Source organism: Haloarcula regularis, assembly GCF_029338315.1.
GTDB lineage: Archaea > Halobacteriota > Halobacteria > Halobacteriales > Haloarculaceae > Haloarcula > Haloarcula regularis.
Map to the genome: position 1 here is coordinate 1,462,093 of NZ_CP119794.1, position 12,935 is coordinate 1,475,027.

The following is a 12,935-nucleotide window of genomic DNA, read 5'->3' on the forward strand; positions in this document are numbered from 1 at the left end:
GCGGTTATTGCTTTCGGAAGGGCAGATCGGGGTCTGCGACGGAACGTTCGTCATCGACGGGCTCGAGGACTCACTCGCCGACGATGTCGTCGTAGCGAGCCCCGGTCTGTTTCAGCGTCGCCGTCGAATAGAGGCGGTCGTGGGCGAACGGGAGGTGGTCGGCGGCGAGTTCGTCGATCTTGGCGTCGACGGCGTCGGCCTCGCGCCCGTGGATCATGGTAAAGAGGTTGTACGACCAGTCCTGGTCAGGGCGGCGCGGGCGGTGATAGCAGAGGGTGACGTATGGCAACTCGCCGACGGCCTCGCCGCGCTCGTCGAGTTCGTCGTCGGGGACGTCCCAGACGACCATGCAGTTGCTGTCGAAGCCGGTGACGATGTGGTTGACCACGCAGCCGATGCGCTTGATACACCCGTCGGCGAGCAGGCCCTCGATGGCGTCGATGACCTCGGTCACGTCGGCGTCGACAGCCGCCGCGATGTCGCGGTACGGCGTCGCCGACAGCGGGAACCCCTCCTGGATCTCCAGCAGGACACGTCGGTCCAGGTCAGTGAGGTCGGAGGTGGCGTCCTCGCTGATCCGGGTGGCGCTGGCGTCGGTGTGCTCGGTGCTCTCCCGTGCTCGCGACTTCGCCGTCTGCTCACGGGCCTCCGGCCCGTTTGCACGGTCCGAGGGACCGTTCCGATCCCTCGCTACTCGCTCGTCCGGAGACCCGTCCGTCGGACGGCTCTCCCGGGCGAATCTATCCCCGTTCACCACCGGGAACTCCAGGTCGATGTAGTAGTCGGTGAGCATCGGCAGGACCAGCACCGACAGCCCGGTCCGGGCCTCGATGTCGGCCAGGATCTCGTCGCGTTTCTCCCGGGAGCCGGCGGTGACGACGAACCACATGTTCCACTCGTGGTCGCGGGCGTAGTTGTGGTTCACCTGGCGGTAGCCGTTGACGACCTCGGCCACCTCGTCGAAGCGCTCCTCGGGCGCTCACTGCGGCGAGCGTCGAGGACCCGATGACCGGCGGGTTCAGCACCGCCCCGAACCGCCGGAAGACGCCGGCGTCGCGGAGCCGTTCGACGCGTTCCAGTGCCTCCTCGGGCGTGATACCGAGCTGGTCCCCGACGGCCTCGAAGGGCCGTTCCTGGACCGGGAAGTCGCTCTGGAACCCGTCGATGAGCGCGGCGTCCACGTCGTCGATGTCCTCGCGCCAATCACCCGACTGGAGGGTCATTGGCTCTCGTTAGGAACGAATGGGTGTATCACTTTCGGGCTGTCGGGGCGTTCCTGCGTTCTGGGAACGAAGCGACACCGCTTTGAACTCAAACCCCAACCCCGGCACATGGCGCAAGCGACGCGGGAGTACGGCGAATGGCCGCTGAAACGACTGATGACGGAAGTCGTCGGCTCCGGGCACAAGTCAGCCGAGGACATGACCCGCGAGCAGGCACGTGAGGCGTTCCAGCGGATCCTCGACGGCGAACCCGAGCCGCTCACGCTGGGCGCGTTCTGGCTCGCCAATCGCTGGAAGCGAAACACGCCCGAGGAACTGGGGGCGTACGTCGACGTCATGCGCGAGGAGTCGGTCGTCACCGCCGAGCCCGACGCCGACCCAGTCGACTGCGGGGCGAACTACGACGGCAAGGACCGGTCGGCCATCCTCGGGGTCGCCTCGGGCGTCGTGGCGGCCGCCGCTGGGACGCCGATCGTCACCCACTCCGGCGACCGCATCCCCACACAGAAACACGACGCCTACAAGCACGTCCTGGACGAACTGGGCGTCCGGACGGACCTCGAACCCCAGGAGAGCGCCGACATGGTCGACGAGGTCGGCTTCGGCTTCTACTACCAGCCGAAGTTCAACCCGGGCATCCACGCCCTCTGGGACCGGCGCGACGAGATGGGCGTCCGCTCGTTCGTCAACACCGTCGAGACACTGGCGAACCCCGCCAACGCCAGCGTCCACCTGGGGAGTTTCTACCACCTGGCCTTCGCGAAGAAGATGGCCCGCACGCTCGCCGCGTCCGAACAGAGCACCGTCGAGCGCGCCCTGTTCTTCCAGGGGATGGAGGGCTACGACGACGTGCGCCCGGGCGACACCATCGTCGCCGAGTGGCCCGTCGAGGGCGAGGCGTCCGACGAGGACGACATCGCCGACTTCGAGATTCTGACCGCCGACTACGGCATGGACCTCACGAGCGAGGACCTGCAGGTGGCAGACGTGGCCGCAGACTCCGCGACGGTCACCGAGGAGGTCCTGGTGGGCGAGCGAGAGGATGGCTTCGCCGACGCCGTCGCGCTCAACGCCGCGCTTCGCATCTACGCCGGCCAGAACGCCGACACCATCGAGGACGGACTGGAGCAGGCCCGCGCGGTCATCGACGACGGGGGCGCCGCCGCGGTGCTCGAGGACCTCACGGCGTTCTGAGTGCAGCCCGAAGCTCGGTTGCGAGCGCCGCGATGGCCTCGCGCTTGAGGACGAAAAAGCCACTCGCGACGACGAGGAACCCGACTATCGTCAGCGGCGTCACGGACTCCCGAAGGACGAGGACGCCGGCGACGGTGGCGACGACTGGCACCATGTACGCGACCAGCGACGTCTCCAGCGCGCCCCGGACGTCGAGCAGCGTGTAGTAGATGAAGAAGGCGACGGCGGTGGCGAACACGCCGAGGTAAGCGACAGCAACCCACGCGACGGGCGTCGCGGGGAGCGCGAACGCCTCGCCGACGGTGGGGCTGACGCCGTGGAGAACGAGCGCGCCGACGAGCATCGACCACCCCGACAGTGCCGCGTTCCCCAGCGTCGGCCGGGCCCGCTGGACGAGGACGCCGCCCAGCGAGACCGAGAGCACCTGACAGAGGATGAGCAGGCGGCCGACGATGCCCGCCCCGAGCAGGTTGGTCGGGTCCGGGCGGACGACCAGCGCCACGCCGAGAAAGCCCAGCAGGATGCCGACCGCCCCTCGCGCCGAGAGACGTTCCTGGGGGAGCAGCCCCAGCGCCCACAGCGACGTGGCGATGGGCACCAGACTCTGGAGGATGGCCGCCACCCCGCTCGGGACGGTCTGCTGGCCGACGAAGAGGAAGCCGTTGCCGGCGATGAGGAAGACACCGCCACCCAGTATCGCGGCGAGGCTGGCGCGGTCGGTCGGGAGCCACTCGCGCTCGCCGACCAGCGCGTAGCCAAGCAGCAACACGGCGGCGACGTCGTACCGGAAGGCCGCAAAGAGGACTGGCTCGAGCGACTCCAGGCCGACGGCGATCGCGAGAAACGAGAAGCCCCAGAGAACGGCGAGCGTGACGAAGAGGGCGACGGTACGGAATCGATGGTCCACGTCGGCAGTGCCGGCTCCGAGCCCCATAGGGGACTCGGTTCGGTCCCGCTCAGAGGGCCCGTGCCGTGCTGACGTGCATCCCGACGAACCGCCAGTCTCCGGGCCCGTCGCTGGCTGCGGGCCGGCGCTCGAGCGTCCCGCTCCAGCGCGTCTCGAGGTCGTACGCGGCGTCGCGTGCCAGGTCGTTCCAGCCCAGTCGCACCAGGTCGCCGAACCACGCGTGTCGCTCCCGGTCGGTGACCCGGAGGGCCTCGCTCTCGACGGTCCAGTCCGTGGTCGTCGCCGTCTGGGTCCGGAGGCCCTCGCGGACGGCGTCGGTCCCGACGAGGCGCTCGGAGATGCCGGCCTTCACCACGGGGTCGTCACCGGTACGGGCGTCGGCGAAGAACCGACCCAGCGGGTCGCCGGCCCGGAGCGCCGCGTAGTAGGCCCGGACCGTCTCACGGGCGGTCACGGGCATCTCAGTCTTCCCTGGCCGTGCGGACGTGTTCGAGCGCCTCCTCGGGAGTCATCCCGCGGACCCCACACGAACAGGCGCGCAGTTCGGGGTCAGAGAGGTCGTCGACCTGCTCGGTGCGGTCCCGTTCGAGCGTCCCAGCACCCTCGTCGTAGGCGAAGTACACCCGGTAGGAGACCTGTGTGACCCCTCGATGCGGTGGTCCGCGTCGGGGTCCGGGTTCGCGATGGCGTCGGCGTGTTCGCCCTGCATGGCGTCCTTCCACTCCCGGAGCGTGTCCTCCGGGTCCCTGTCGTCTGTCACAGACTGGTGGTCGCGGCGGGCGGTGAAAAATCCGGTGCCGGTGGGCGATACGCTTTCGAGCATGTAGCCTGTATGTCACGTATGGATATCGGCATCATCGGGACGGGAGCGGTCGGGAGCGCACTGGCGTCGGGGTGGGCGGCGGCGGGACACGACGTCGTCCTCGGGTCGCGGACGCCCGACTCGACGGCGGCCGACGGCACCCGAGTCCAGGTCAGGGGCCAGCGCGAGGCCGCCGCCTTCGGCGACGTCGTCGTCCTGGCGCTCCCGGCAGGGGCGGTGACCGACGTCGCCACCTACCTCGAAAACGAACTCGCCGAGAAACCCGTCGTCGACACCACCAACGAGTACCCCTTCGCGAGCGACGACCGCTCGCTGGCCGTCCGCCTGGCGGAGACGGTGCCACAGGCCCGCGTCGTCAAGGCGTTCAACACCGTCGGCGCCGAGCGGCTGGCCGACCCCGTCGTCGACGGCCAGCCCGCGACGATGTTCCTCGCCGGCGACGACCTCCGGGCCTGCGACGTCGTCGCCGGGCTGGCGCGGGACCTCGGGTTCGACCCGCTGCGGGCCGGCGATGTCGACGCCGCCGAGCACCTAGAGCACCTCGCCCGGTTCTGGATATCGCTCAGCCAGACCTACGGCCGGGACATCGCCTTCCGACTGCTCGAGGAGTGATCCTCCGGAAATCGAACGCGATCGTTTCGCAACTGCCGAAACCGTCAAATAGTGTTATCTGTTACCAAATGTGAGTCAGCCTGGCGGGGATGCCCCCGTCGTGACTCGAAACACACACACACATGGCAGAGACTCGCACGATACAGGAGCTGTACGAGCACGCGATTCCCTCCGTCGTCTCGGTGTACGTCACGACCGAGACCGGCGGCCAGCGCGGCGGGGCCGGGTCCGGCTTCGTCGTCGAGGACGGCTACGTCCTCACGAACCAGCACGTCGTCGGCGACACCGACTACGTGGAGCTGCGTTTCCACGACGGTCAGTGGCGCACCGGCGAGGTGGTGGGCGACGACCCCTACACCGACCTCGCCGTCGTCGCCGTCGATGACCTGCCCGAGGACGCCGTCGCGCTCCCCGTCGCCGAGGCGAACCCCGACCCCGGCGAGCGCGTCGCGGCCATCGGCAACCCGATGGGCCTGGACGGCACCATCACCGTCGGCTACGTCAGCGGGACGAACCGCTCGAGTCCGACGGGAACCGGCTTCACCATCCCCGAGACGGTCCAGACGGACGCCGCAGTGAACCCCGGCAACAGCGGCGGCCCGCTCCTCAGACTGGACGGGACGGTTGTCGGCGTCAACCGCGCGAAGGGTGGCGACAACATCGGCTTCGCCATCGCGCCGGTCATCGTCAACCGCGTCGTCCCCGCGCTCATCGACGAGGGCGTGTTCCGTCCGGCGTACCTCAACGTCCGCACGGTCGACGTCTCCCCGACCGTCGCCGAGGCGAACCGCCTCGACGAACCCACGGGCGTGCTCATCGTCGACGTCGGCGACGCCGCGGCCGAGACGGGCCTGCGCGGCTGTGACCGGGTCGTTCGTGTCCGCGGCCGGGACGTCCCCACCGGCGGCGACGTCGTCGTCGGCATCGACGGCGAACCCGTCCGGTCGACCGAGGAACTGACGAGTCACCTGCTGACGAGCGCCGACCCCGGCGACAGCGTCTCGCTGACGCTCCTGCGCGACGGGACCGAGCGCGCCGAGTCGGTCACCCTCCGGGAGCGCCCGGTGCCCGGGTCGCGGCCGCGCTGGGGTGACCGCCGGCGCGGCCGGAGCGACGAGCGCAACGAGGGCCGGCGCGACGCCGAGCGGGGCCCAGACCCCCGTGACCGGCGGCGCGGGCCACCCGATCGCCGCGGTGGGCAACACGGTCACCGGCGTCGGGACCCACGCGACGGACGGCGCCGCCACCGCGGCCTGGCCAACTGAGCGGGGCGCTCCCGAACGACCTTTGTGACGCCGGCCCGACCCGCCACCGATGGATCCTCGCCATCGCTTCCAGGTGACGAACCTCGTGCTGGTCGCACTCGCAGTGGCCCATGCGCTCGTGACGTGGCCGCTGGCGGACGCCGCCGCGCTCTTCCTCGGTGGCGCGGCGCTGGCGTTCGTGCTCGAGGCCGCGGTCGTCCGCCTGGGCCTGCTCGAACACGCCATCGAGCCACAGGTCGCGGGCGTCCCCGTCACGGTCGTGCTGGTGTGGCCGGCGGTCGTCTACCTGTTTTACCGCCTCGCCCTGCTCGTCGTCCCCGGAGCCGTCCCGGCGGCCGCACTCGCCGCGGTCCTCGCGACGCTGTCGGACGTGGCGACGGACCCGGTCGGCCTCCGCGACGGCCTGTGGCGGTACCCACCCTCGTGGGTCTCGCGGCCGCGCTTCTACGGCGTCCCCTGGTGGAACTTCGCCGGGTGGCTCGCCATCATCTTCGTCACGGCACTGCTGCCCGAGCTGGTCGGGCGGGTCTGAGAGGTCCCTCGAAGTCGGCCTCAGGAGCGCCGGACGAGCGGTTCGTACCACTCGCGGTTGTCCGCGTACCAGTCGATGAACTTCGAGACGCCCTCGCGGATGGTGTGGCTCGCCTCGTAGCCCAGCAACTCCGACGCCTTCGACGTGTCGGCGTGCGTGTGCTCGGCGTCGGCGTCGTGGCGCTCCTCGTAGACCAGGTCCAGATCCGGGGCGATCTGGTCGCGGATCTCCTCGGCGAGCGTCTTGATCTCGATGTTGTCCGTCGACCCGATGTTCACGGCCTCGCCGTCGGCGGCGTCCTCCTCTAAGAGGGTGACGTTGGCCTCGACGACGTCCTCGATGAAGGTGAAGTCCCGCGTCTGGGTGCCGTCGCCGTAGATGACCGGCGGTTCGTCGTTCATACAGCGCGAGACGAAGTTCGAGATGGCCATGTTCGGGCGCATCCGAGGCCCGTAGACGGTGAAGTAGCGCAGCGCGACGACCGGGAAGTCGTACACTTCGCCGTAGGCACAGGCGTAGCGCTCGGCGGCCAGTTTCGAGGCCCCGTAGGGCGAGACGGGCGTCGTCGGGTGGACCTCGTCATAGGGGAGGTACTGCGGGACGCCGTAGACGGACGAGGAGGAGGCCATGACGAACCGTTCGATCCCCTCGTCGCGGCAGGCGTCCAGGACGTTCAGCGTGCCGTCGGCGTTCACCGCGTCGTACTTCCGGGGGTTCTCGACGCTCGGCCGAACGCCCGCCTGGGCGGCCTGGTGGTAGACGTAGTCCGCGTCGGTCACCAGGTCGGCCACGAGGTCGGCGTCCCGGACGTCGCCCTCGACCAGTTCGTAGTTTCCGCCGCCCTCGGTGGCAGCCTCGCGACCGGTCTCGACGTTGTGGCGCTTGATGTCCAGGTCGTAGAACGGATCGAGGTTGTCCAGCACGACGACGTCGTGGCCGTCGCGGGCGAACCGCTCGGCGAGGTGGCCACCGATGAAGCCTGCCCCGCCCGTGACGAGAATGTGCATGCCCGGAAGGGGTCAGGCAATCAGCAAAAAACCGTCGGGTCGCAGCCCCAGTGGGCAGGCTTTTCCCGCCCACTCCCCTTGGGCCGGGTATGAGTGACCTGACTGCCACGCTCCACACCAGCGAGGGCGACATCGAGGTCGAACTGTACGACGAGAAGGTGCCGAACACCGTCGCGAACTTCGTCGGTCTGGCGGAAGGGGCAAACGACTACGAGGGGACCGAGGTCGGCCCCGGCACCGGCGCCTGGGAGGACCCCGACTCGGGCGAGAAGCGTATCGACCCGCTGTACACGGACATCGACATCCACCGGGTCATCGACGACTTCATGATCCAGATGGGCGACCCAACGGGGACGGGACGGGGCGGCCCGGGCTACACCTTCGACGACGAGTTCCACGACGACCTGACACACGACGGCCCCGGGAAACTGAGCATGGCGAACCGCGGCCCGAACACCAACGGCTCGCAGTTCTTCATCACGCTGGCCGCGACGCCGCACCTCGACGGCAAGCACGCCGTCTTCGGCGAAGTCACGGACGGGATGGACGTCGTCGAGGCGATCGGCAGCACCGAGACGGACCACAGCGACAACCCGACCGACGACATCGTGCTCGAGTCGGTCGAGATCCACCGCTGACGCGGTCAGAGCGACTGTATCGTCCGACCGATGGCGGCGACTTCCTCGCGAGCGGCGTCGAGGTCCGGGTCGGCCAGCATCGGCAGGAACCCGTGAATCATGTCCTCGTAGCGTCGCACCTCGACCGGGACGCCCGCGTCCCGTAGCCGCTCGGCGTAGGCGAGGTCTTCGTCCCGGAGCGGGTCGAACTCGGCCGTGACGACCGTCGCGGGCGGGAGCCCCGAGAGGTCGCGGGCCTCCAGGGGCGCTGCGTAGGGGTTCTTCGCGTCGAAGGAGGACTCGAGGTAGTGGTCCCAGAACCACCGCATCGCCGCACGCGTGAGGAGGTAGCCCTCTGCGTTCTCCCGGTAGGAGTCCGTCTCGAAATTTCGATCCAGTACCGGATAGACGAGCACCTGGTGAGCGATGTCGGGCCCGTCCGCGTCGCGGGCTCGGAGGCAGGTCGCAGCCGCGAGGTTGCCGCCGGCGCTGTCGCCGCCGACGACGAGGCGCTCGGGGTCGCCGCCGAGGACGTCCGGATGGTCCGCGACCCACTCCGTCGCCGTGTAGCAGTCCGCGAGCGCCGCGGGGAACGGGTGTTCCGGCGCGAGGCGGTAGTCGACGGCGACGACGGTGCAGTCGCCCGCGTTCGCGATGGCCCGCGCGAGGTGGTCGTGTGCGTCGGCAGTGCCGAAAACCCAGCCCCCACCGTGGAAATAGACGAACAGCGGGCGAGGCCCGGCGGTGGCCGGGTCGTAGATACGGAGACCGACCGCCCCGTCGGGACCCGGAATCTCGAGATTACGGACGCGTTCGACGGGGTCGCGTTCGCCCGCTGGAACAGACAGGAGGTCGTCGTGGACCGTCCGGGCGCTCTCGACTGCCAGGTCGGCGACGTCGGGAGTTCCGGACGCTGCCAGGTCGTCCAGAAACGCCGCGACATCGTCGTGCGGGGTTCGGGTCACAGACCCAGAGACAGTCGAGAGCGGCTTAAGACTGTCCTGCTCGCCCGCTCAGCCCCAGTCGGGGCTGCCGCCACGTTTGGACCCTTTGCGCGAGAACCGCTTTCTGAGGTAGCGCGTGACCGGGAACAGCCGTTCGGTCAGGCGGTCCGACAGCGGCGTCTGGCTGGCGTAGACCAGCACGGGGACGCCCCGTTCGGCGGCGAGTGCGACCACCTCGTCGGGCGTGTTGCCGAAGATGGCCTGGCGGAGCCAGCGGTCCCTGGAGGCCCCGATGACCAGCACGCCGCCGTTCTCGGCGGCCGTCTCGACGAGGCCGTCGGCGACCGAGCTGGCCCGGACGTTGTGGACCTGCGTGGTCTCGACGCCCTCCAGCGCGTCCAGCGTCGTCCCGGGCGTCTCGTCGGCCCCGGCCTCGCCGGAGGCGACGTTGATGAGGTGCAGGGCGCTCCCGCGCTGGCCCAGCGCGTTCACGAGCGGGAGGACGGCCTGGTGGTGTGGCCCCCCGCCGGCGCCGATGTTGATGATCTCGAGGTCCGACTCGTCGACGGTCCGATCGGCGAAGAAGACGTCACAGGGGGCCTCGCGCTCGACCGTCTCGGTGACCTCCTGGTGGCGCTCGGGGTAGCCCATCAGGATGAGGTCGGCCTCGTCGTCGCGGGCGGTCTGGAGGATGTCGAAGGCGATGTCTCGGCAGGTGTGGCCCTCGACGGTGTACTCGACGTCGAGGTCGGCGCCGTCGACCTCCTCTTTGATGATCTCGGTGCGCTTCGAGGCCGTCTCGACGACCGTCTCCCAGGGCGTCTGGTCCGGGACCTGGGTGACGTTCAGGACGTGGACGATGGCGTCCTTCTCGGAGACGTTCGCGAGCGCGGCGGCGAGTTTCACGTACCGCAGCGTCCGGTCGGGGCGGGCGATGGGGACCAGCACGCGGAACTGTTCGCCGGGCGCGGCCGCCTCGGCCTCCGCAGCGCCTGGGCTCGGGGTCTCCGGAACGACCTCGTGGAACATCTCCTCGGTGTCGGGCTTGCCGCCCCATGCGAGGTAGGCCACGACGAGCGTGCCCGTCAGGACCAGGCCGGTGATGACCCCGCGGTCCGGGAGATTGTAGATGAGCCCGAGGTTCGCGAGCACGCCGATGATCGGGACCACGGGGACGCCGGGGACCCGGAAGCCGCGGTCGATGTCGGGGTACTTCCGCCGGGAGTAGATGAGCGCGACGTTGACCACGGCAAGCGGCAGCAGGAGGTTCAGCGTCGCGAACCCGGTCAGCGCCGTCAGCCCGAGATTGAGGCCGACGGCCGAACCGAGGCCGCCCTCCGTCGGGAAGACGCCGATGAAGATGACGATGAGCAGCATGATGGTCGCCGTCGCCGTGGCGACGCTCCAGAACGGCGTGCCGTACTCGCGGTGGATGCGCGAGAACCGCCGGGGGGCCTGGCCCTGCCGGCCCATCAGCGACCCGATGGAACTCGCGGCGAGCACGGAGGCGTTCGACGCCGACACCATCGAGAAGATGGCCCCGGCGACGATGAGCGACTCGCCGATGCTCCCGAGGAACCCGGCGGCGACACGGCCCATCGCCGTCTCACCTTCCTGGGCGATGATCTCGGCGGGGACCGGCGAGTTGACCATCGCGACGATGACCAGCGCGTAGAGCACGGTCACGGTGACGATACTGGCCGCGATGGCCCGCGGGACCGTGCGCTGTGGCTCGATTATCTCGCCCGCGCTGGCGGCGATGGCGGAGAACCCAAAGAAGGTGATGAACGCGAGCGCCGAGATGGCGAGGATGCTGATGGCGTCGCCGCCAAAGCTCGTCGCGAAGTTGCCGACGGCGGTGCCGGGGCCACGAAACGTGAACGCCCCGGCGATAAAGGCGATCAGGACCGCGACCTTCGCGCCGGTGACGATGAGCTGGAACCCCCCGCTCTCCTCGGTCCCGCGGGCGTTGAGCACACCCAGCAAGAGCGCGGTCACGACGCCCGTCGTGCCGTGTGGCAGGAAGTGGAGCCACTCGGGGAGGACAAAGCGGAAGAACCACTCGTCCATCGTCGCCAGGTAGAAGGCGGTCGTCCCGGTGTAGCCGAGGAACAGCGACATCCCGATGGCGTAGGTCAGGAGGTCACGGTCCTCGAACGTCTGCGAACAGAAGAGATAGCCCCCGCCGTTCTCCGAGTAGATGGAGGCGAACTCGGAGTAGGCGGCGGCGGTGACGCCCGCGATGGCCGCGGCGATGACGAACGCGATGACGGCGCTGGACCCGATGGCGGCGACGGCGGTCCCGGACAGCGAGAAGATACCCGCCGCGATCATGGTCCCGAGGCCGATCGCGAACGCGATCTTGAAATCGAGCGTCCGTGTGTGCTGTACCATTGGGCAAGTATATTCAGGAGGGTCAATAAAAAGTCCCGAATTGGCGCTCCGGGCCACAGCCCTCAATAGTACGGCCGCCGACGGTTCCCCAATGGCCCACCTCGAGCGGCTCACGGTCTACCCGGTGAAGGGATTCGACGGCGTCGACCGCGCGGCCGCACGCATCGTCGACGGTGGCACGCTGGCCCACGACCGCGAGTTCGCGCTGTTCGACGGGGACGGTGACGTCGTCAACGGAAAGCGGACCGACCAGGTCCACGACGTGACGACGGACTACGACCCCGAGACCGGGCGGCTCTCGGTCTCGGCGCCCGGACACGGCGCCGCCACGTTCGACGTCGACGACGCGACCGGTCGCCGGCGAGCGGCGGCGTGGTTCGGGTCGGTCTTCGACCTCGACCTCTCACTCGAGCGCGACGCCGAGCTGGGCTTCGTCGACCGCCGCGAACTGGGGCCGTCGGTCGTCAGCACCGCCACCGTAGAGACCGTCGCCTCGTGGTTCGACGGCCTCACCGTCGAGAGCGTGCGGCGACGGCTCCGGGCCAACGTCGAGGTCGGTGGCGTCCCGGCGTTCTGGGAGGACCGTTTCGTCGGCGACGACGCCCCCGCCTTCCGCGTCGGTGACGTCCGCTTCGAGGGGGACACGCCCTGTGGCCGCTGTGTCGTCCCCGAACGGGACCCAGACACCGGCGACCCCACGCCGGGGTTCCGCGAGCGGTTCGTTGAGCGCCGCGAGGCAACGTTCCCCGACTTCGCCGACCGGGACGCCTTCGACCACTGCTACACCGTGATGCTCATCGCGAGCGTCCCCACGGCCGGGCGCGGCGGGGCCGTCCGCGTTGGCGACGAGGTTGCGCTCGTCGACTGAGCGCTCGCGGGAACCGACAATCGAAAGGCCGTCGACGTCGAACAGACACCGATGACCGAGGCCGACGACCCCGTCGACCCAAGCGAGTTCGGCGAACAGGACGCCCCGCCCGTCGAGGCAAAGCCCTACAAGATCATCTTCGAGGCAAACAAGTGCTTTGGCGCCGGGAAGTGCGCCGAGATGTCCCGCAACTGGAAGCTCGACCTCGACACCGGCATCGCAACCCCGCGGACCTACTTCATCGGCGAGGAGGATCTGGACCACAACGTCGCGGCCGCAGAGGCCTGCCCCGCGAAGAAGGGCCGCGGCATCATCCACGTCGTCGACCGCCGAACGAACGAGGAGATCGCGCCCGACCCCCACGGCGACGGCACCCTCTCGGTCGACTGGTAATCGAAACCCGTTTTCCCCCTCGGTGTGCATGACCGAGTGCGCGAGGGTCGCCTAGCCTGGCCAATGGCGGTGGGCTTAAGACCCGCTCCCGTAGGGGTCCATGGGTTCGAATCCCATCCCTCGCATTCTCCGACTCGAACGGACGTGAGAGTCGTG

The 12,935-nt window shown here is 69.3% G+C and carries 13 protein-coding genes, 1 tRNA gene and 1 pseudogene; 8 read left to right on the top strand and 7 right to left on the bottom strand.

Translation table 11 applies throughout. The features are described from left to right. Positions 1 to 70: 70 nt before the first annotated feature. Positions 71 to 1,223, bottom strand: a pseudogene (gene ahbB / locus P1N55_RS07925) (siroheme decarboxylase subunit beta). Between the two features lie 108 nt (positions 1,224 to 1,331). On the opposite strand from ahbB, the gene P1N55_RS07930 reads away from it, so the two are divergent. After that, complete coding sequence (locus P1N55_RS07930; RefSeq protein ID WP_276278380.1) at positions 1,332 to 2,417, top strand: anthranilate phosphoribosyltransferase; 1,086 nt, start codon at positions 1,332 to 1,334, stop codon at positions 2,415 to 2,417. Here the strand turns inward: P1N55_RS07930 and P1N55_RS07935 are convergent. The 3 genes from P1N55_RS07935 to P1N55_RS07945 are packed head-to-tail and all read right to left on the bottom strand — an operon-like array spanning position 2,404 to position 3,947. Further along, positions 2,404 to 3,351, bottom strand: coding sequence for a DMT family transporter (locus P1N55_RS07935; protein ID WP_276278381.1), 948 nt, complete (start codon positions 3,349 to 3,351; stop codon positions 2,404 to 2,406). The genes P1N55_RS07930 and P1N55_RS07935 overlap by 14 nt on opposite strands. Positions 3,352 to 3,373: 22 nt before the next feature. After that, positions 3,374 to 3,778 (bottom strand): nuclear transport factor 2 family protein, encoded by a 405-nt coding sequence (locus P1N55_RS07940; RefSeq protein ID WP_276278695.1) that lies wholly within the window; start codon positions 3,776 to 3,778, stop codon positions 3,374 to 3,376. A 7-nt stretch (positions 3,779 to 3,785) separates the two neighbouring features. Then, complete coding sequence (locus P1N55_RS07945) at positions 3,786 to 3,947, bottom strand: hypothetical protein (protein WP_276278382.1); 162 nt, start codon at positions 3,945 to 3,947, stop codon at positions 3,786 to 3,788. Between the two features lie 218 nt (positions 3,948 to 4,165). On the opposite strand from P1N55_RS07945, the gene P1N55_RS07950 reads away from it, so the two are divergent. From P1N55_RS07950 to P1N55_RS07960, 3 genes are all read left to right on the top strand, one after another. Next, the gene (locus P1N55_RS07950; protein WP_276278383.1) at positions 4,166 to 4,759 is read left to right on the top strand and encodes an NADPH-dependent F420 reductase; all 594 of its coding nucleotides are present in this window, start codon (positions 4,166 to 4,168) and stop codon (positions 4,757 to 4,759) included. 122 nt (positions 4,760 to 4,881) lie between these two features. Then, a complete protein-coding gene (locus P1N55_RS07955; RefSeq protein ID WP_276278384.1) occupies positions 4,882 to 6,024 on the top strand; it encodes a S1C family serine protease in 1,143 nt (380 codons plus the stop codon). Between the two features lie 49 nt (positions 6,025 to 6,073). Then, on the top strand, positions 6,074 to 6,556 hold the full coding sequence (locus P1N55_RS07960) for a carotenoid biosynthesis protein (protein ID WP_276278385.1): 483 nt from the start codon (positions 6,074 to 6,076) through the stop codon (positions 6,554 to 6,556). Positions 6,557 to 6,576: 20 nt separating this feature from the next. Here the strand turns inward: P1N55_RS07960 and P1N55_RS07965 are convergent, their stop codons facing one another. Continuing rightward, complete coding sequence (locus tag P1N55_RS07965; protein WP_276278386.1) at positions 6,577 to 7,563, bottom strand: SDR family oxidoreductase; 987 nt, start codon at positions 7,561 to 7,563, stop codon at positions 6,577 to 6,579. A gap of 89 nt (positions 7,564 to 7,652) precedes the next feature. Here P1N55_RS07965 and P1N55_RS07970 point away from each other — a divergent pair, with 89 nt between their 5' ends. Continuing rightward, positions 7,653 to 8,201 carry a peptidylprolyl isomerase gene (locus P1N55_RS07970; protein WP_276278387.1) on the top strand — a complete coding sequence of 183 codons (549 nt, stop codon included), beginning with the start codon at positions 7,653 to 7,655 and terminating at the stop codon, positions 8,199 to 8,201. Positions 8,202 to 8,206: 5 nt separating this feature from the next. On the opposite strand, the gene P1N55_RS07975 is transcribed toward P1N55_RS07970, so the two are convergent. After that, positions 8,207 to 9,145 (bottom strand): alpha/beta hydrolase, encoded by a 939-nt coding sequence (locus P1N55_RS07975; RefSeq protein ID WP_276278388.1) that lies wholly within the window; start codon positions 9,143 to 9,145, stop codon positions 8,207 to 8,209. A gap of 48 nt (positions 9,146 to 9,193) precedes the next feature. After that, positions 9,194 to 11,518 carry an amino acid permease gene (locus P1N55_RS07980; protein WP_276278389.1) on the bottom strand — a complete coding sequence of 775 codons (2,325 nt, stop codon included), beginning with the start codon at positions 11,516 to 11,518 and terminating at the stop codon, positions 9,194 to 9,196. Positions 11,519 to 11,609: 91 nt separating this feature from the next. On the opposite strand from P1N55_RS07980, the gene P1N55_RS07985 reads away from it, so the two are divergent. The 3 genes from P1N55_RS07985 to P1N55_RS07995 all read left to right on the top strand — a co-directional run bounded on the left by P1N55_RS07985 (position 11,610) and on the right by P1N55_RS07995 (position 12,904). Beyond that, the gene (locus P1N55_RS07985; protein WP_276278390.1) at positions 11,610 to 12,386 is read left to right on the top strand and encodes an MOSC domain-containing protein; all 777 of its coding nucleotides are present in this window, start codon (positions 11,610 to 11,612) and stop codon (positions 12,384 to 12,386) included. A gap of 51 nt (positions 12,387 to 12,437) precedes the next feature. Next, entirely contained in the window at positions 12,438 to 12,779 is a 342-nt protein-coding gene (locus tag P1N55_RS07990; protein ID WP_276278391.1) for a ferredoxin, read from the top strand. Between the two features lie 40 nt (positions 12,780 to 12,819). Continuing rightward, a tRNA-Leu gene (locus tag P1N55_RS07995) sits at positions 12,820 to 12,904 on the top strand. Positions 12,905 to 12,935: the final 31 nt, after the last annotated feature.